This is a genomic window from Pseudovibrio sp. SCP20, from assembly GCF_057774105.1.
On record NZ_JBYMDH010000002.1, the window covers coordinates 729,004 to 748,191 of the forward strand.

At 52.6% G+C, this 19,188-nt stretch carries 18 protein-coding genes; 8 read left to right on the top strand and 10 right to left on the bottom strand.

The genetic code is table 11. The features are described from left to right. Positions 1-2: 2 nt before the first annotated feature. The 3 genes from AC3CB2_RS11845 to AC3CB2_RS11855 form a co-directional block, all read right to left on the bottom strand. A complete protein-coding gene (locus AC3CB2_RS11845; RefSeq protein WP_037037293.1) occupies positions 3-440 on the bottom strand; it encodes a hypothetical protein in 438 nt (145 codons plus the stop codon). A gap of 141 nt (positions 441-581) precedes the next feature. Next, positions 582-1,475: a hypothetical protein gene (locus AC3CB2_RS11850; RefSeq protein ID WP_352932031.1), complete on the bottom strand. Its 894-nt coding sequence runs from the start codon at positions 1,473-1,475 to the stop codon at positions 582-584. 87 nt (positions 1,476-1,562) lie between these two features. Then, complete coding sequence (locus tag AC3CB2_RS11855) at positions 1,563-2,774, bottom strand: winged helix-turn-helix domain-containing protein (protein ID WP_352933013.1); 1,212 nt, start codon at positions 2,772-2,774, stop codon at positions 1,563-1,565. 124 nt (positions 2,775-2,898) lie between these two features. On the opposite strand from AC3CB2_RS11855, the gene AC3CB2_RS11860 reads away from it, so the two are divergent. Beyond that, positions 2,899-3,432 carry an MAPEG family protein gene (locus tag AC3CB2_RS11860; RefSeq protein WP_352932029.1) on the top strand — a complete coding sequence of 178 codons (534 nt, stop codon included), beginning with the start codon at positions 2,899-2,901 and terminating at the stop codon, positions 3,430-3,432. 19 nt (positions 3,433-3,451) lie between these two features. Here AC3CB2_RS11860 and AC3CB2_RS11865 read toward each other — a convergent pair whose 3' ends face one another. The 4 genes from AC3CB2_RS11865 to gloB all read right to left on the bottom strand — a co-directional run bounded on the left by AC3CB2_RS11865 (position 3,452) and on the right by gloB (position 7,465). Beyond that, positions 3,452-4,303, bottom strand: coding sequence for a class I SAM-dependent DNA methyltransferase (locus AC3CB2_RS11865; RefSeq protein ID WP_352932026.1), 852 nt, complete (start codon positions 4,301-4,303; stop codon positions 3,452-3,454). Positions 4,304-4,510: 207 nt separating this feature from the next. Beyond that, positions 4,511-5,755, bottom strand: coding sequence for an argininosuccinate synthase (locus tag AC3CB2_RS11870; RefSeq protein ID WP_008550711.1), 1,245 nt, complete (start codon positions 5,753-5,755; stop codon positions 4,511-4,513). 496 nt (positions 5,756-6,251) lie between these two features. After that, positions 6,252-6,695, bottom strand: a complete 444-nt coding sequence (locus AC3CB2_RS11875) for a cupin domain-containing protein (RefSeq protein ID WP_352932024.1) — start codon at positions 6,693-6,695, stop codon at positions 6,252-6,254. Next, the gene (gene gloB, locus AC3CB2_RS11880; RefSeq protein WP_208608950.1) at positions 6,695-7,465 is read right to left on the bottom strand and encodes a hydroxyacylglutathione hydrolase; all 771 of its coding nucleotides are present in this window, start codon (positions 7,463-7,465) and stop codon (positions 6,695-6,697) included. The genes AC3CB2_RS11875 and gloB overlap by 1 nt, the downstream gene beginning before the upstream one ends. Positions 7,466-7,651: 186 nt before the next feature. Here gloB and AC3CB2_RS11885 point away from each other — a divergent pair, with 186 nt between their 5' ends. Beyond that, complete coding sequence (locus AC3CB2_RS11885) at positions 7,652-8,452, top strand: class I SAM-dependent methyltransferase (protein ID WP_488389883.1); 801 nt, start codon at positions 7,652-7,654, stop codon at positions 8,450-8,452. A gap of 6 nt (positions 8,453-8,458) precedes the next feature. Here the strand turns inward: AC3CB2_RS11885 and metW are convergent, their stop codons facing one another. Together metW and metX are read right to left on the bottom strand one after the other, a co-directional pair. After that, positions 8,459-9,082: a methionine biosynthesis protein MetW gene (gene metW, locus AC3CB2_RS11890; protein WP_352932020.1), complete on the bottom strand. Its 624-nt coding sequence runs from the start codon at positions 9,080-9,082 to the stop codon at positions 8,459-8,461. A 43-nt stretch (positions 9,083-9,125) separates the two neighbouring features. After that, complete coding sequence (metX, locus tag AC3CB2_RS11895) at positions 9,126-10,367, bottom strand: homoserine O-acetyltransferase MetX (RefSeq protein WP_014283122.1); 1,242 nt, start codon at positions 10,365-10,367, stop codon at positions 9,126-9,128. A gap of 191 nt (positions 10,368-10,558) precedes the next feature. Between metX and AC3CB2_RS11900 the strand changes: the two genes are divergently transcribed. From AC3CB2_RS11900 to AC3CB2_RS11925, 6 genes are all read left to right on the top strand, one after another. After that, positions 10,559-11,407 carry a chorismate mutase gene (locus tag AC3CB2_RS11900; RefSeq protein WP_352932017.1) on the top strand — a complete coding sequence of 283 codons (849 nt, stop codon included), beginning with the start codon at positions 10,559-10,561 and terminating at the stop codon, positions 11,405-11,407. Between the two features lie 32 nt (positions 11,408-11,439). Continuing rightward, positions 11,440-12,537: a histidinol-phosphate transaminase gene (hisC, locus tag AC3CB2_RS11905; RefSeq protein WP_352932014.1), complete on the top strand. Its 1,098-nt coding sequence runs from the start codon at positions 11,440-11,442 to the stop codon at positions 12,535-12,537. 18 nt (positions 12,538-12,555) lie between these two features. Further along, on the top strand, positions 12,556-13,491 hold the full coding sequence (locus tag AC3CB2_RS11910) for a prephenate/arogenate dehydrogenase family protein (RefSeq protein WP_352932012.1): 936 nt from the start codon (positions 12,556-12,558) through the stop codon (positions 13,489-13,491). Positions 13,492-13,691: 200 nt separating this feature from the next. Next, positions 13,692-14,297: a superoxide dismutase family protein gene (locus AC3CB2_RS11915; RefSeq protein WP_352932010.1), complete on the top strand. Its 606-nt coding sequence runs from the start codon at positions 13,692-13,694 to the stop codon at positions 14,295-14,297. Positions 14,298-14,882: 585 nt separating this feature from the next. After that, positions 14,883-15,845 (top strand): sterol desaturase family protein, encoded by a 963-nt coding sequence (locus tag AC3CB2_RS11920; protein WP_008550134.1) that lies wholly within the window; start codon positions 14,883-14,885, stop codon positions 15,843-15,845. Positions 15,846-16,280: 435 nt separating this feature from the next. After that, on the top strand, positions 16,281-16,871 hold the full coding sequence (locus AC3CB2_RS11925) for a hypothetical protein (protein ID WP_352932009.1): 591 nt from the start codon (positions 16,281-16,283) through the stop codon (positions 16,869-16,871). Between the two features lie 345 nt (positions 16,872-17,216). Here the strand turns inward: AC3CB2_RS11925 and typA are convergent, their stop codons facing one another. Then, on the bottom strand, positions 17,217-19,034 hold the full coding sequence (typA, locus tag AC3CB2_RS11930; protein ID WP_008550498.1) for a translational GTPase TypA: 1,818 nt from the start codon (positions 19,032-19,034) through the stop codon (positions 17,217-17,219). Positions 19,035-19,188 lie beyond the last annotated feature (154 nt).

Genomic DNA, 19,188 nt, shown 5'->3' on the forward strand with positions numbered 1-19,188 from the left:
GATTAACTGTTGCCTGAGGCGACGACCACGTCTCTTCGTGCACCGGACAAGGTAATGATGAAGCCTGCAATGACATCCAGAAATGTGATGGTCATGAGCAGGAGGAAGAGTGGGGTGGCGGCTTCCTGAACGGAGAGGAACTCTATGAGATAGGCCACGAGGATGAGCAGGGATAAGCTGTGATCGACCAGAGAGAGTGTGCTGGTGCGCGTGGCTTTGATGATCTCAATGAAGAGCAACACGAGAGAAGCTGCCAGCAGGACGGTTGCGACATCCAGCGGAACCACGAGACCTGACGGGAGCGGGATGTTGATAAGGACAGCCGCCCACGGCGTAACATTGTAGCCTTGGTCGAGCACTGGCTCCAGATCTTCAAACCATCGAAAAGCCACTGCGTTGTACAGCAGGAATGGAATGAGCGTGAGTGGAATAGTCCTCATGTGGTTGTCCCCGGATGAGCTGGAAGCGGTATCCTATCTGAAAAGATTAACACTAATGCTGGGTGTCTGTGATGCCCTGAAACCGGGAGGGGTAACGCTTCGAGTGGTTTGGGCTCTAGTGCCTTCATTTTCAGCAGGGTTCTAGGGAATAGGACGCGTGAGATTGTGAATGGTGAGGGGGCGACGTACACGCTCTGTCATGCGGCGTTCAATGGGGCTGAGAGTGTTGTAGTTATCGACTGCAATCCCTTTCCAGTACTTCACGAGAGGCAGGCCGACGCGGAGTTGAAAGACGCCAAGGGGATAGTTGATGTCGCTGTGATATCGGATTTGTCCGACAAAGGTGGTTTTAAGGCCGGGCACTCCGAACCAGCCAGCCCGGGAAACTTCGAAACGTCCCTGTGCACCGCTGATCTCTTCCACGTTGTTGGCCGTTCTGTAAAAGCCTCCTGCGTAGATGCGCAAGCCAAAGCCTAAGTCCTCGGTTCCGGGCAGGTCGTAACCGATTTCTCCGGAGAGATTGAGAAGTGGGACGCTCTCTCGCTGTTCTGAGCTACCGGGCTTTGGCTCCAGAATGCGAACCTTGCTTGTTGGGAACTGGGCGTTGAAGCGGGCTTCATAGCCGTGAGCGAGAAACTCTATGCCTGTGGTGATCGCGGTTTCTGAACCACGTTTGTAATCTTCCTTGTAGTTCATGAAGATGTAGGTGCTGCCAATCAGATTGGGGCTTACGAAGTGGCGCAGGCCACCGCCAGCACTCAGTAGATAGACTGCTTCTGATGAGTTACCTACGCGGACATCTGCGAAGGCCATGCCCTGGCTGTCTTGAAAGACGGGGGTGATGACTTCAGCTGCACCTGAGGTGTTGTTCCGGTCTGTCTCAAACAGGCCGATGAGGCGCGGCTGGTACTTGCCTTGTGGGTTGAAGGTGAAGCGGTCGTCCAGATCAGAAAGAGATTGAGCCATGCTTGTGGAAGGGGGCATTGCCAACAGGCAGAACAGAACACGCAGTAAAGTTCGAGAGAGTTGGCTCATTTGCTCTCATAAAGCTGACGAAGAAGCGAAACCTGACAGCAGTATTAGGGCTTGCTGGTGTTTCTGATAGCCCTGCCATCCAGCGGGCTATCCTTGCCAAGCTTTGAGATACTGGAGGTCTGAGCAGCCTGCAAACAGAGCGCAGCGTTCTAGCTCTGCCTCCAGCCGTTGTTGACGGCCTTTGCCCATACGCATGCCGGCTTCTGGCCAGAAGCGCTTTACTGCAAGTGCATTGGAAGCTTTCTCGCGTTTCATATCGATCCGGCCAATCAGTTTGTCCCCCTCCATCACCGGGAAGACATAATAGCCGTAGAGCCTCTTTGGTTCTGGAACGAAAATTTCAATGCGGTAATTGAAGTCAAAGAGGAACTCAGCACGTTTGCGATCTCTCAGTGCCGGATCAAATGGACTGAGGATGCGTACGCGTTGGGAAGGGGTATCGAGAGACGCAAGCTCATCTTCGATTTGTGGGCGTGCCAGACAGAGTTTGGGTTTGCCATCACTGGCTGCTTCAATTTCAACGGAGATCAGTTCTCCCCGTTGCCGCGCGCGCTCGCACCATGCTTTCACGTCAGCAAGATCGAGTTTGTCCCAATAGGCTGCGATTTCGCTGGGCGTTGCGAACCCGAGGCGGTCAATTGCAGAGTTGCAGGCCCATTCGATGGTTTCAGCTTTTGACGGTTTGGAGGTGCGATGCTGAGAAGGAATAACGCGCTCGGTCAGGTCATAGAGTTTCTGGAAGTTTTCGCGGCGAGAAACGGAGATCTGTCCGGTACGCCAGAGGTACTCAAGGGCTGTCTTGGACGGGTTCCACTCCCACCAACCGCCTTTGCTGCGCTTTTCATCCTTGCCGACATCTGAGGTGCCAGCGGGGCCGTTTTCCTCGATATGGCGGAGAATGAGGTTGAGCTTTTCCTGATACTCCGCACCGCGCCAGACCTTCCAGCGTGACTCGAGGCTCTCTGCGCTCTTCTGGAAGCGGTAGTTCCAATAAGGGAAGAACTCGGTGGGAATGATTGAAGCGTCGTGTGTCCAGTGCTCAAAGAGGCTTCTATCGGTCTCAAGGAGCTTCTTCAGATGCTTAGGGCGATAACTCTGACGGCGTGACCAGAGGATCATATGGTGGGCACGTTCAACTGTGTTGATACTGTCCACCTGCACGAAGCCGATACGATGAATGAGATTGAGGAGATCACTGCCTTTTGAAGAGCCTGTCGGTGTTTCCAGAAGGGCGTGTTTGCTCAGAAACAAGCGGCGCGCAGCGGTGTTATCAACTTTTAAAACTAACTGCGCTTCCATAGTCATCAGCTTCTCCTGCTTCGTCTGATGTGCGTAGGCTAGGAGAGTAAACGCCTTGCCGCAAGCAACTAGCAGCAGATAGTTGTGGGTTTGTTCCTGTTATGTTCTCTGGATGGAGGTTGTATTGGACTTTGCAGAAAAACAGCGGGGTGTGTTTCAGCGGATGATTGTTGGTGCTTTGGTGACCGCAATCGTTCTGTTGTTTGGTGCGCTTCTTAATCCATTTGGCTTTACCGTGGACTGGAATGCCTCAGAGCGGCTTTGGGTCGCTGCCGTCTCAATCCTCTCGCCAGCCTTGTTGCTGATGGTCTCTATAGGCCGCTTGGCAATGCGCCGGTTTTATCATGCTGATGATATTGATGGCGGAGGGCTGACACATGGCAGTGAGGAAGCCAAGATGCTGCAAAGCATCCTCCAAAACACTTTAGAGCAGGCCGTTCTGGCTGGGTTTGTCTATGTAGCCTGGGTGGCCATCATGCCGGGCTCTACCATGTCCGTCCCGCTTCTGGCTGCATTGCTCTTTGCATTAGGACGCGTTCTGTTTTTCGCCAGTTATGAAAAAGGCGCTCCATGGCGCGGAACGGGCTTTGCGCTGACGTTCTATCCCACAATCTTCATGCTGGTGGTGGTGCTGATCACGTTGATGGCGGGACTTTAAGCCCCGCCTGTTGTTTGGGCTATGTTGGTTTATAGCGTGCGATGACAAAGTACCCAGGAACAGGAGTTTCCTGTTCATTGCGCAAGTTGATCTGGCTGAACTCTACGGGCGTGAACCCAAATTGCTTCAGCACGTTACGCAGGTAATGTTCTGTATGAGAGAAGCGATGGGTATCACTCATGTGAAATTCAGGTGCTTCCTCTGTTTGGGTCTGCAGTGCTTCTGCGGAGAACACGAAGATACCGTCTTCTTCTATGTTACGCTTGATACCTTGAAAGACTTCTTCAAGTGCACCGAAATATGGAAACAGCTCTGCCGCGACGACCAAATCCCATTTACACGCGTGATTTTGATAAAGAAACGCGTTGATTTCACTCAGGTGATACTCATCGTAGATGTGCTTGTCATGGGCAAGCTTGAGCATTTCCTTCGATATATCGACACCCGTCTTGTAAGAAACTTGCTTTTGTAGGGCTTCTGCGGCGAGGCCGGTTCCGCAGCCTAGATCGAGGAGGCGTTTGAAGGGGCCAAGATTATTGGACTGAAGTGACTGATGTATTTTGCGCGGGACACTGTACTTCAAGATCTCCATGAGCTTGAGGTCAAAGAGCTCCGCTTTTTGATCAAACAAGGCTGAGACATAATCGGTTGGTAAACTCTCAGATGTTGCAGCCTGCGCGTCATAAAGAGAGAGTTCTGGTTCATTCTCCGAAACCTCTCCTGAGTCTTGCTCCAGCCTTTTCAGCAGATGGTCTGCGGCAGCGTTGAACTCCTTGCTCCCTTTCAGATCAAGTGCCTGATCATACAGTTTGAAGTGGCGGAGGATATCTTCGAGTGGATTGGTTTGTTCTTCGTTCTTATCGTTATCCATGACTGCCAGTATCCTTAGCGTTGAATACTAGGATAATTGAGCCATGAAAAAATTAAGGAACGGTGAGTCATTCTGTTAGCGGCAAAAAGGATGCAGCTATAGTAATTATCTGATTTTTATGAGTTATATCTGTGCAGATGTAGAAAACCCGCAGTGTCTCCACTGCGGGTTGGTAACCTGTCGTAAAGCCTAAGAGCTTTTACCCTTTCAGGCGTCTGTCAGTTCTTTCGCTTTGTTCATCTGGTCACGCTTTGCAAGCGTACGCAGACGAAGAGCGTTGAGGCGGATAAAGCCTGCAGCGTCTTTCTGGTCGTAAGCACCATGGTCGTCTTCGAAGGTCACCAGCTCTTCTGAGTAGAGAGAGTAAGGGGACGCACGACCAACAACGATTACGTTGCCTTTGTAGAGCTTCAGCTTAACCGTACCAGTCACAAACTCCTGAGACTTGTCGATCATCGCCTGAAGCATTTCGCGCTCAGGGGAGAACCAGAAGCCGTTGTAGATCAGCTTTGCATAGCGCGGCATCAACTCGTCTTTGAGGTGAGCTGCGTCACGGTCCAGTGTGATGGATTCCATCGCACGGTGCGCTGACAGGAGGATGGTGCCGCCTGGTGTTTCGTAGATGCCGCGAGACTTCATGCCGACGAAGCGGTTTTCTACCAGATCGAGACGACCGATGCCGTTGTCACGGCCAAGGTCGTTCAGCTTGGCAAACAGAGTTGCCGGAGACATGTGTACGCCATTGATGGAGCACGCATCGCCTTTTTCAAAGCCGATTTCGATCTCGGTTACTTCGTCCGGCGCGTTGATTGGATCAACTGTGCGCTGGAAGACGTAGTCTGGTGCTTCTTCATTCGGATCTTCCAGAACTTTACCTTCGGAAGAGGAATGCAGCATGTTTGCGTCAACGGAGAATGGAGCTTCGCCGCGCTTGTCCTTTGGTACCGGGATCTGATGCTGTTCTGCGAACTCGATCAGGTCAGTACGGGACTTCAGAGTCCAGTCACGCCAAGGTGCGATCACCTTGATGTCTGGGTTCAGTGCGTAGCAAGCAAGCTCAAAGCGTACCTGGTCGTTTCCTTTACCGGTTGCGCCATGTGCAACTGCATCAGCGCCAGTTTCTTCAGCGATCTCGATGAGACGCTTGGAAATGAGCGGACGTGCGATAGAGGTGCCGAGGAGGTAAACGCCTTCGTAAACTGCGTTGGCCCGGAACATCGGGAAAACGAAGTCCCGAATGAATTCTTCGCGGAGATCATCAATATAGATTTCTCGAATACCAAGCAGTTCAGCTTTTCGTCGTGCTGGCTCCAACTCTTCACCCTGACCTAAGTCAGCAGTGAAAGTTACAACTTCGCAGCCGTATTCCGCCTGCAACCACTTGAGAATAATCGAGGTGTCGAGCCCGCCAGAATAGGCAAGCACAACTTTTTTGATGTCGCCTTGGGCCATAGATTAGTTTCCAAATGTGTGTTCGGGCGCATAAAAGCGCCTACGCTGGGCAATCTACCGGGCAGAGCGCGCAACGCAAGTGGTGATTCAGGATTGAGTGATGAGTTATTAATCGGGATAGTTGAGCTACTTACAGGTGTCTTGAGCAGTGCTGTGGGTGAAAGCTACTGCTCAGCTCAACAGTTAGGTAGGTAAGATTTTGAAAACGCGAGGATAATGATCTCTACGGCATGTCCTGATACTCCAAAATCTGCACGTTTTGGGTGCGTATAAGGTCTTGCTAAACTGCATTATCTCTCAACTGTTTCTGCGGAAAAACCGTAGAGTTTATGCGCAGAAATTTTTAACGGGTGTTCCTTGTTAACCAACAAGTACCTGTATCTACGAGGATTTTCCGGCAGGATTTATGCGCCTTTTGTCTAAACTTGCGCGGGGTTCTCTTTGAGTTTTGGTCAAGCTTAGTGGTGCGGATGAGGCTCGATTCGATGATTTGGGCTCAAGGATTCCAATCGGGTGGGGCGAGTTCGAAGCCGTCAAACAGGAAGCCGGGGGCAACGGTACAGCCGACCAGTGACCACTCGCCGAGGCTTTGTGCAGACTGCCATGCTTCACGTGGAACAATGCCTTGCGGGCGTTGGCCATTTAACACATCCACGCCGAGAATGATGTCGGTTTGCTCGTCTTTTTTGGTGCTGATGGACAGCTTGAGAGGAGCGCCACCGTAGTAGTGCCAGGTCTCAATTGCATCGATGCGGTGCCAGTGGGATCTCTGACCCTTCTTGAGCAGATAGTAAATCGCGGTTGAGTATCCGCGGTCGTCCGGGCCTTCTGTATCGCGGAAGGTTTCGGTGTAGTAGCCACCTTCCGGATGCTCTTTCATCTGCAGTTCGGCGATGATTTCGTCGGCTGTTGTTGCCGTGGTAAGTTGGTCCAACGGCATCAGAAATTATCCTTGCGACGGCGAATTTCGGCAAAGATGTCAGCAGGTTCTGCGTTGACCATGTTGAGGTTCTTCTGAACTTCTGGATCGCGAACGCGCAGGAATGGATTGGTTGAAAGTTCAGCAGCCATGGAGGTCGGCAGGGTAGGACGTCCAACTTCTCGAAGGGCCTCGATGCGTTTGGTGCGTTCCTGAAGTGCCTGGTTGTTTGGATCAATTGTCAGCGCGAACTTAGCGTTTGAGAGTGTGTATTCGTGGCCGCAGTAAATTGTTGTCTCCGGTGGCAGCGTATTTGCCAGATGGCTGAGGGAAGCCCACATCATTTCCGCATCCCCCTCAAATACTCGACCACAGCCGAGAGCGAAGAGGGTATCGCCGGTGTGGGCGATGCCTGCTTCCTGGAACCACCAGGAGATATGATCAAGTGTATGGCCCGGTGTGCCGATGGCTTTAACGGCGATTGGACCGATGAGGATGTCATCACCGTCTTCCACGAAACGGGTCATGGTGGTGATGTGTTGGCGGGAGCGCTCCGGTCCGGTGACCTTGGCTCCGGTTTTCTCAACGAGTTCAGCAAGGCCGCCGACGTGATCCCAGTGGTGGTGGGTGATCAGGATGTCGGTGAGGTTCCAGCCGGTTTCTTCAAGAACCTGTAAGTAGGGCGCTGCTTCGGGAACGTCGATCGCAACTGTACAGCCGCTGTCTGGGTGGTGGACGAGAACACCGAAATTATCTTTCAGACAAACAAACTGCCGAACTTCAACTTCAATCATCAACCAGCTCCCAAGCGCACAATAAATCCTAGTGGGATCATGGGAGGACACGCTGTCAAATTCAACTGCAAACTCACAAAACTCTGGGAGTGGTTGATTTAAGCTTGCAAATCATCTTGAAGAAGCGTTGCGTCCGGGCCTTTGGCACCCCATGATAAGAATAGGCAATGCGCGGAGAACCAGTTGTATCTTGATGTTACTCACTTAAAAGAGTTCTACGATCTGCCACTCGGACGAATGCTCCGGGTGTTGGTGGGAAGCCGTGTGAAAATGCTGTGGCCAGAAATGCGTGGCCAAAGCTTGCTTGGGATTGGTTATGCTGCTCCTTATCTGCGGCCTTATTTAAAAAAGACCAATCGTGTGTTTGCCGGTATGCCTGCTGCGCAAGGTGTAGTGAAGTGGCCGCGGGAAGTGGAAGTGCCGAACAAGGCCTTCCTGATGGAAGATGGGCAGTTGCCGTTTCCGGATTCCTGCATTGACCGCATTTTGCTTGTGCACTCGCTTGAGATGGCAGGGCAGCCGGGAGCGTTGCTGGATGAGGTCTATCGGGTTTTATCGCCCGGTGGCCGGGTGATTGTGATTGTGCCCAACCGCCGTGGGGCGTGGGCACGGTCTGAGGTTTCTCCGTTTGGTTATGGACGGCCTTACTCACGGCCTCAGTTGGATAACTTTCTGAGTAATCATCATCTTTCGGTTGTTTCGCGGGAGGAAGCTCTATTCGTTCCCCCGACGAACTCAAAGCTGGTGCTGAAGAATGCGCGCAGCTTTGAGCGATTAGGTGCTGTGGCCTGGCCTGCGTTTGCGGGGCTTTTGGTCACTGAAGCTGAGAAGCAGATTTATCGTGGTATTCCGCTCAAAGCGAGCCATGTGACGCGGGTCCTACGTCCGGTATTTCTGCCAAATGGCAAGACCGCTGGGGCTCAGGCGATGAATGGTCATCAGCGCCAGCAGAAAGAAGCTTTCGCCGGTGAAGGCGAAAGCTGAATTCATTTATTTCCGTTCAAGTAGGAAGACAGCCTGATCGCCGATCAGGTTCCAGACCCACCATGGCGCGTTGAAGGCTATTCGCTTGCCTCTGGCGTCCAGTGCCTCTGCCTTAATGACTTTAGCATGGACCTCTTCTGAGAGAGCAACGAAGTCGCGGATGGTGCAGAAATGGATGTTTGGGGTGTCGTACCATTGATACGGCAGGTAGTCAGTCACCGGCATTCTGCCTTTGAAGAGCAGCTGCATGCGGTTGCGCCAGTGGCCGAAGTTCGGGAAGGACACAACGACTTTCTTGCCGATACGCAGAAGCTGTTCAAGAACCTGTTTCGGATCCATGGTGGCCTGCAGCGTGTGGCTCAGGATTGCATAATCAAACGCGTCGTCCGGATAGGCTGCAAGGTCGTTGTCTGCATCGCCCTGAACAACAGAGAGGCCGCGAGCAACGGCTTCGTTCACGCCTTTCTGGGAAGTATCAAAGCCCCGGCCATCAACGCCGCGGGTGTCGATCAGGAGTTCCAACAGCTCTCCTGTGCCGCAGCCGATATCCAGTACGCGAGAGCCCGGTGCTACAAAATCGCAGAGAATTCGGTGGTCGCCGCGTACATCGCTCAAATCAAGTTTTGTCATAATAGATCTGCTTTCTGATGAAGCTGGTTGTTCAAGACTACGGTCAATCACCATTACCGGGGGCAGGGATGCCTCTGGCTTTGGCAGCTCCGGTTAGGAAGCCACGCATTGTTTTGAACAATTCAGGTTCATCAAGAAGGAATGCATCGTGTCCGCGAGAACTCTCGATCTCGACGAAGGAGACGTTTGCTCCGGCTGCGTTGAGGGCGCGTACAATATCCTTGCTTTCCGAGGTTGGGAAAAGCCAGTCGGTGGTGAAGGACATGACGCAGAAACGGGTGTCACTGTGCAAGAACGCGTTGGCCAGCTTGCCGCCATGTGCTGCTGCGAGGTCGAAGTAGTCCATCGCGCGGGTCACATAGAGGTATGAGTTTGCATCAAAGCGGTCCACGAAGGTCATACCCTGGTGGCGCAGATAGCTCTCGATCTGGAAGTCCGCATCAAAGCCAAAGGTGATGGCAGAGCGGTCTTGCAGATTGCGGCCAAACTTGTTGTGCAGGCTTTCGTCAGACATGTAGGTGATGTGCGCTGCCATGCGGGCAACGGACAGGCCCTTCAAAGGACGTTTGCCTTCTTTGGCGTATTGGCCGTGGCACCAGTCCGGATCTGCCATCACAGCCTGACGACCGACTTCATGGAAAGCGATGTTCTGACTGGAATGGCGTGGGCCAGTTGCAATTGGAACAGCTGCGAACACCTTTTCCGGATAAGCAGAAGCCCATTGTAGCACCTGCATGCCACCCATGGAGCCGCCGACCACTGCAAACAGGGTTTCAATGCCGAGTGCTTCAACCAGTTTTGCCTGAGAGCGCACCATGTCACCGATTGTGACGACGGGAAGGTCCAGCCCGTAGACTTCATCAGTTTCCGGATTGGTACATGCTGGGCCTGTGGTGCCGAGGCAGCCTCCGAGCACGTTCGCGCAAATGACGAAGTACTTGTCGGTGTCTACTGGTTGGCCCGGACCAACCATCATAGACCACCAGCCGGGCTTGCCTGTTACCGGATTTTCGGAGGCAACGTACTGGTCGCCGGTGAGGGCGTGGCAGACGAGGATGGCGTTGGTTTTGTCAGCGTTGAGCTCGCCATATGTTTCGTAGGCGATCTGCCAAGGCGCAAGTTCTGTGCCTTCATCCAGCCGAAGAGGATTTTCAGGTCCAAATCGCATGAGCTTGCTGGCAGGCATATCCATCTGCTCCGCTGCAACACTGGCTTGTGTTGAGGGCGAGGTAATCGGAGTTTTCTCCGGCTGTGCGCTGGCAGTCTCAGTCATGTTTTCTTCCAAGGTACGTGAAAGCGAATTGGGTGTTCCTCTAAGGGATTGCAAGAGAGTTTTTGCTAGGTGTCTATTGGCAGTGTGTCAACGTTTTCTTTTGCTTTCATCCGCGTTGTTTCCTATGAATTTACATAGGTTCTGTTCAATAATTCGAGTGGGTTAGTGCAATGTCTGGGTCTTCATCAGTTACGGATACTAAAATGAGCTTGTCTCAAGTCCGCGATAAACTGGATGAAGTTGATGACAAACTCCATGCCCTGCTCATGGAACGCGCAGACCTGATTGAGCATATTGTTGCGGCAAAAGCTGAACAAGGTTCGATGCATGCTGTTTTTCGTCCGTCTCGTGAAGCAGACATTATGCGGCGGCTGGTTGAGAACCACCGGGGTGTTCTGCCAATTATGTCATTGGAACATATCTGGCGTGAGATAATCTCTTCGCTGACCAAAGCCCAGACAACTTATCGTGTTCATCTTGATGGAAGCGCAGATCGAGTCGCCATGAGTGAGCTGGCACGGTTCTATTTTGGATATGCGGTTGAGCAGCGGCGCGAGATCGATCCTTCTGCTGTGCTTGCTGAGGTTGATTATTCACAGGTCGATCTTGGCGTAATTGCGCTGGATGAGCGTGCGGAAACGCCCTGGTGGCGTGGTCTGGGATTGCGTGAGGACGGTCCAAGCGGTCCATCGATTATTGCGCGGCTCCCGTTTCTGGTGGTTCAGGATCGTCCGGCAGATTTGCCAGCTGTTGTTGTTGCTGCGCAGACCGCCGAGACGGAGAAGCCGGACATCTGCGTTTACGATGTGCGCTGGACCGGGGCTATACCGGGCTCATTGATGCACAAAGGTATAGAAGTGTTGAGTTTTTATCGCAGTTTTGAAGGCGTAGATGCGCTATTAGCTGTTCCGGGGAATATATCCGAGCAAGAGCTGGCGACTTTCTTTGAAACTGCTGAGGCGACGCCGGATAAACTTAGATATGTCGGTGGATACCCCGCGCCGCTTGACCTAGATGATGAATTTGATAGTGAAGCAGACGCAGTCCGTTAAATTGCGTGTTTTTTGAATGAAGGAATGAGTTGATGGAAGAGCAGGTAGTACGCCCTGTCCCTCGTGCTGGTGTGTTGGCGATTGATCCGTATGTACCCGGTAAGGCGAAGGCAAACGGTGGGCATAAACTGCATAAGCTCTCTTCCAATGAATCTCCTTTAGGTGCGAGCCCGAAAGCATTGGAAGCGTATCGCACCATCTCCGAGCTTCAGTTTTACCCTGATGGCAGTGCCGGTGAGCTGCGCACTGCGATTGGTGAGGTCTATGGACTGAACCCAGATCACATCATTTGCGGCTGTGGTTCTGATGAAGTGCTGAGCCTGCTGGCCTATGCTTATCTGGGCGAAGGTGATGAAGCTATTTATACCACGCATGGCTTCCTTGTTTATAAGATTGCGATCCACGCTGCGGGTGCAACGCCTGTTATTGCGCCAGAAAAAGACCTGACCACTGATGTGGACGCTATTCTGGAGCGCGTGACTGAGAAGACCAAAATGGTCTTTGTGGCGAACCCGAACAACCCAACCGGCACTTACATTCCGTTTGACGAAGTTAAGCGCCTGCACGCCGGATTGCCGAAGTCCTGTATTCTGGTGCTTGATGCGGCTTATGCTGAGTATGTTCGTCGTAACGATTATCAGTCTGGTATTGAACTGGTTGCGAACTCAGAGAACGTGGTGATGACACGGACGTTCTCCAAAGCTTACGGTTTGCCAGCGCTGCGTGTTGGCTGGGCGTATGGTCCTGAGCACATTATTGATGCGCTGAACCGTATTCGTGGTCCTTTCAACATGAACGCTGCTGCGATTGCAGCTGGTGCTGCTGCTGTGCGGGACCAGGCTTTCATTGAGCAGGCAGTTAGCCACAATAACGAATGGTTGCCGTGGGTAGTTAACGAACTGACCAAACTAGGCCTTGACGTAACGCCAAGTGTCGGCAATTTCATTTTGATCCATTTCCCTGAAGAACAGGGCAAACGGGCTGTCGATGCTGATGCCTTCCTGCTGGAACGCGGGTGTGTGCTGCGGCAGGTGAAAGCCTATGGATTTGACAATGCGCTACGCATGTCAATCGGCAGTGAGGAAGCGAACAAGGATGTTGTTGCTGCTCTCACTGAATTTCTGAAGTAGTTCTAATAGAAGGTCTCCATGTCTGAACCCTTGTTTGGCCGGGTCGCACTGATTGGTATCGGTCTGATCGGCTCCTCTCTTTCGCATGTCATGCGCCGCGAAAAGCTGGCGGGTGAAATTGTTGTATCCTCGCGCTCAGAGGTTACTCTGAAGCGTGCGGAAGAGTTGAAGCTTGGGGACCGATATTATCTGGACGCAGCAGAAGCCGTAAAAGGGGCAGACCTTGTCATCGTTTGTGTACCGGTCGGTGCTTGTGGAGCTGTTGCGAAAACCATTGCTCCGCATCTGGCTGATGGTGCGATCGTGACGGATGTGGGTTCTGTTAAGGCCTCCGTTATTTCTGCGATGCAGCCGTATCTGCCGGATAATGTGCATTTTGTTCCGGGCCACCCGATTGCAGGTACTGAATATTCCGGTCCTGATGCGGGTTTTGCCTCTCTCTTTGAGAACCGCTGGTGCATTCTGACGCCTGTGCCGAACTCTGATCAGGGTGCTACTGAGCGCCTGACTGCGTTCTGGGAAGCGTGCGGCTCTCAGGTTGAGACCATGGATGCTGAGCACCATGATCTGGTGCTGGCTGTTGTGTCTCACCTTCCGCACATCATCGCGTACAACATTGTTGGAACGGCTGATGATCTGGAGACTGTGACCAAGTCTGAGGTGATCAAGTACTCCGCTTCTGGTTTCCGCGACTTCACCCGTCTGGCGTCTTCTGACCCGACCATGTGGCGTGATGTTTGCCTGAACAACAAAGAGGCTATTCTGGAGATGCTTTCCCGCTTCTCTGAGGACTTGTCTGCTCTGCAGCGTGCGATCCGCTGGAGTGACGGGGATGCGCTGTTCAAGCTGTTCACCCGCACCAAAGGCATTCGCCATCAGCTTGTTGAAGCTGGTCAGGAATCTGCGGCTCCGAACTTTGGCCGTGAGAACGAGCAGGGCGAACCAGCAGAGTAAGCTTTGCCAGATCTATGAGAATTCAACCCGGGTCAGAGTGCTTCTGATCCGGGTTTTCTTTTGGAGTTGTAACCAAGACCAATCAACTTCTCATCAGGGCAGGCGGTGTTGGTTTACCGAGGTTTCAAGAGTGATTTTGAGGTGACCTCTGTGCTGAATACTCTGAGTGTGAATAGAGCGCTTTCAGGAGTTTTCATCTGATGAAACTGAATGGATTGGCAGCCGTTGTTGCTGCTGGTTTTGCTGTTGCAAGTTTTGCTGCGATGGCTTCGAAAGAAGATCAGGTTCCCGCTGGTCCAACTGCTGTTGCTGTTATGAAAGACGTGGATGGCAAGCAGGTTGGCCGGGTGGTGCTGACAGAAACGCCGAGCCACATCCTTCACATCACCGCTTCGTTTGATGGGCTTCCTCCTGGGGTGCACGGCTTCCATGTGCACGAGACCGGCCTTTGTGAGCCAACCTTCTCAGCCGCTGGTGGACACTTTGCACCGGAAGGGAATGAGCATGGCGTAGGCGTTGCTGGTGGACCGCATGCGGGTGATTTGCCGAACCTGCATGTGCCGGAAAACGGGAAGCTTGTGGTGGAGTACTTTACGGAGAGGCTCGACCTTGCACCTGATGATCCGGACAGCCTGATTGGCGGGCCGGGTAGGGCGCTGATTGTGCATGCGGACCCTGATGACTATCACAGTCAGCCAACGGGTGATGCAGGTGGACGGATTGCCTGTGGGGTGATTGTGCCTGTGACGCAAAATGCAGATGGCTTCCAGAGCTACCCTGAAGAGCCAGTCAGTGACACCAAGTAGATTTAGCACCGCATGGCTCTCCGTGCGGTGTTTGTGTTTGAGAAGCCCGTTTCAACGGGTGGAGCAAGGCGAACAGGCTCTGCCTGCGCTACTTGTTAGATATGTTTCTTCGGCATTGGCTGTTCGCCTCGCCCGGGCCTTTTCTCATGAACACGCGGGCTCCCTCTCGGACAGACGCGACTGACAGGTTTCCCTGCCATTGACAGTTTCCTGTCACCACCGGACGCCCTCCGGAACGACCCCAAGCTCCCTACTACCACTGTGGTCTCAATAGGGTATGGCGCTTCACCGGACCTCCCGACACGATACGTTACCTCACGCCGGTAGCCCAACCCCGCCCACGCCACGGAGCGGACGGTCCACTCCTGCCCGAATGCGTGGGCACATCGACAAGCTTAAGGAGGTTTTTGATGAGGGGGATAAGTTTTTTGAAGAGGGGCTGTAAAGGGCGTGTTCTGGGCGTTTTATGGGATCTTTAGCCGGGGTTTGATGACACATACAGGAGTATGTTACCGTTAAGGTAAGTTGCTCGTGTGTGTTGGGAGTGCTGCGGGCAATTGAGTTTGGTTGGGGAGGGCCATCTCAATGGAGTTTTTTGATCCGATTTCGTATGCGGTACCATTTTTTATTATTCTGATGATTGCTGAAGGCGTGGCTTTGAAGCTGCGCGGTATTGATGGGTATGACGTCAAAGACACGTTTTTCAGTCTGGCGATGGGGATTGGGAGTCTTGTCGTAAAGATCGTGTTTGGAGCGGCTGTTTCATATGCGGCGCATAGCTGGGTGTATAGCCATCGCCTTATTGAAAACGTACCGGTCAACTGGTGGACCATCCTGATCTGCTTTGTGCTTTATGATCTTGCCTATTATTGGCAGCACCGGTTTGGGCATGAGTATCGCTGGTTCTGGGCGAGCCACGTGAACCACCATTCTTCGCAGCGTTATAATCTGTCGACTGCTTTACGGCAGACGTGGACGGGCACCATTGCGCTTACCTTCATCTTTGGCCTGCCGATTGCATTGTTTGGATTTCCGCCGGAGATGATCTTCTTCGTTGCGGCGTGGAACCTGCTTTATCAGTTCTGGATTCACACAGAACTGGTGGATCGCATGGGGCCTTTGGAGTGGATCTTCAACACGCCGAGCCATCACCGCGTTCACCATGCAACGAATCCAAGGTATCTGGATTCCAATTACGCAGGCACGTTGATCATCTGGGATCGGATGTTTGGCACCTTCAGCCCGGAAGTTGCGGAAGACCCGCCGCGGTATGGGATTGGCAAGAACCTTGAAACCAACAACCTGCTGATCGTTGCATTCCATGAATGGATTGCGATGGTGAAGGACCTGAAGACCGCGCGCTCTTTGAAAGATGTCTATGGCTACATGTTCCGCACGCCGGGCTGGACGCCGGATGGGTCTCGCATGACCACAAAGAAGGCGAAGGCGAACTGGAAGCGTAAGCAGGAGCGTTTGAAGGCGCAGGAAGACGGTTTGCAGAGCGGTGAGGGTGATCCGGCTGCCAAAGCTGTTGAGCCAGCTGAGTGAGCCTTACTAGGTTCGGGGGTTGAGTTCATCGTGATTTTGGGCACAGATTTGCTAAGAACATAGTTTGCTCTGGCATCAATTGCTTGGGGTGTGGGCAATCTTGTAGAAAATTTTGTGACTTGTGGTCATTACTTTGCCCTCCCTCCCGTACCCACCCACCAGGAGCACGGAGAGCACATACGAGCACGTAAAGCACATGGAGCCCATAGAGCACCGCAAAACATTTATAACCTACTGATAAAAAATGATAATAAAAATATATTTGAGCTGTACAGCGCAATTCGCATACTTCAGTTGGGTTGAGTTGTGTAAATTTAGGTAGTTGTATGCGTTATTTAAGTACCTGAAAGCAGCTGTCTGATGCGCTCCATTAATCATTTTCAAAGTTAGTCTTACGTGTAAATTAGTCTGTATCGAACGCATGGGGACTAAACGATGGCAAACGGACGTCAGGCAAAAACTAAGCGGCTAAACATGGTTGAGCGAGCTCAACAACAGATGGAGCTACATTTCCCAGGAACAGATCCACGCCACATGTGGCACCGCAAGAATAATGATGGATATAGCACGATACCGCGAACCATGCCGATCATTATGCAAGCAGTAGATCAGGCATCGAAAGGTACACCTCCTGGGCATGTGCTTTTTTCCCTCTGGGCGCGTGCACCAGATCACCCACTTTTGATGATCGAGAACCAAGCGACTTTTGCTGCAGAGGCTGGATTCGGTGGGGAGCGTGCAGTTGATACTTGGCGAAAACGCATGAGGAAGTTGCAAGAGCTAGAAATGATTTCAACAAAGAAGGGTGCTTCTGGCGATTTTCATTACGTCTTGCTGCTGAATCCGAATACTGGCGTTGAGTTCATGTATAGCAAAGGCCTTGTCTCGACCGACCTTTATAGTCGTTTCATCGATCGAATGGCGGAAATTGGAGCCTTCGGTGAGATAGAGGGGATTCGAGAACTGTGGGATGAACAACGAGCTGCGGCAGCGAAAAATGCAGGAACGCCAACATCTAGTTCTTAGGCAACTCCAAAGGGCTGTAGGCGGTATAGCTCTAGTTCAATGACAGTAATGGAGATCTTAATATGAAGAGAAGAGTAACCGGCCCCGAACGCAAGCTCGCCCGTTCGAGGCCGATAAAATAAAACCCAGCCTTTAGTCCTTAAAGACTGGGTATGGTGAGCAAGAAAAAGCTGCACTTGCGGGATTGGTTTGGTCGCCTGTCCGCAAGTGCTCGATCTCACTTAATATTCGATAATATCGCACATTGCCTTTGATGACCTCAAGTCGCAATATTTGCCGAATACTTAGCCTTCACAAAAAAGGGAGAGCCGAGGCCCTCCCTTTGGAATTCTAATTGTGAGCTGATCAGCTAGCTTTTGCAGCACGCTCAGCGCGTTTGCGCTCATGCGGGCAGAGCAGCGCTTTACGCAGACGGATGGATTCTGGGGTAACTTCCACCAGCTCATCCTCTGAGATGTAAGAGAGCGCGCCTTCAAGGCTCAGCTTCATTGGGGTGGTCAGCTTAACCGCATCGTCCTTACCAGCAGAACGGATGTTGGTGAGCTGCTTGCCCTTCAGAACGTTCACTTCAAGGTCGTTACCGCGGGTGTGCTCACCTACGATCATGCCCTGATACACCTTTGTGCCCGGATCGATCATCATTGGACCGCGATCTTCCAGGTTGAACAGTGCGTATGCAACTGCTTCGCCCTGACCGTTGGACAGCAGAACGCCGGTGTGGCGACCCTGGATCTGACCTTTGTACGGTGCGTATTCGTGGAATACGCGGTTGAAGATTGCAGAACCACGGGTGTCAGACATCAGTTCTGCCTGATAACCGATGAGGCCACGGGTTGGTGCGTTGAACACGAGACGTGTACGACCACCGCCGGACGGACGCATTTCAAGCAGTTCTGCTTTGCGCTCGGTCAGCTTCTGAACAACAGCACCGGAGAACTCGTCATCAACGTCGATGATAACTTCTTCGATTGGCTCAAGGCGGTTGCCTGCTTCGTCTTCCTGATAAACAACGCGCGGACGACCAACGCAAAGCTCGAAGCCTTCACGGCGCATGTTTTCGATCAGGATTGCGAGCAGAAGTTCGCCGCGGCCAGAAACGATGAATGCATCTGGTTCGTCGGTTTCTTCAACGCGCAGTGCAACGTTACCTTCAGCTTCCTTCAGCAGACGCTCGCGGATAACGCGGGACTGAACCTTGGAGCCTTCGGTGCCTGCCAGAGGACCATCGTTCACGCGGAACATCATGGACAGGGTTGGCGGATCGATTGGCTGTGCCTGAATTGGCTCAGTGACCTGCGGGTCAACAATGGTGTCAGCAACAGTTGCCTTTGTGAGGCCTGCTACGGAAACGATGTCGCCTGCTTCACCTTCGTCAATTGCCTGACGCTCAAGACCACGGAATGCGAGAACCTTGGAGATACGACCGGTTTCGATCAGCTTGCCATCACGGGACAGGGCTTTCACAGCCATGTTTGGCTTGGCAACGCCGGAAGCGATGCGGCCTGTGAGGATGCGACCGAGGAACGGATCGGATTCGATGGTGGTTGCCAGGAGGCGGAATTCACCTTCTTCAGCCTGTGGTTCGGACACTTTGTCGAGGATCATGTCGAACAGTGGAGCCATGGAGTCCTGAGGACCTGCTGGTTCAAGTGACATCCATTCCTGCTTTGCAGAACCGTAGACGACTGGGAAGTCGAGCTGCTCTTCGTTCGCATCCAGAGATGCGAAGAGGTCGAATACTTCGTCCAGCACTTCGTCAGCACGCTGCTCAGGTTTGTCGATCTTGTTGATCGCGACGATTGGCTTGAGGCCAAGCTTCAGCGCTTTACCAAGTACGAACTTGGTCTGCGGCATTGGGCCTTCAGCTGCGTCAACGAGCAGGACAACACCGTCAACCATGTGAAGGATACGTTCAACTTCACCGCCGAAGTCGGCGTGGCCTGGGGTGTCAACGATGTTGATGCGGGTGTCTTTCCATACAAGCGAAGTGTTCTTCGCCAGAATGGTGATGCCGCGCTCACGCTCGATATCGTTGGAGTCCATCATGCGTTCTTCGGTGCGCTGGTTGTCGCGGAAGACGCCGGACTGCTTCAACAGGACGTCGATCAGGGTTGTCTTGCCGTGGTCAACGTGGGCGATGATCGCAATATTGCGAAGTTTCATGGAGGCTCCGTCTGGCCATAGGAAGTCGCGGCGTGTGGGAGGATCATGAGGTGCCCGATCCACGCCATTCCTTCAATCTGGTTTTTCTCTAATGAAAGATGCGCTCTTCTATCCTATTTTTGTGTCATTTCAAACCATCTCGCCAAAAAACTGC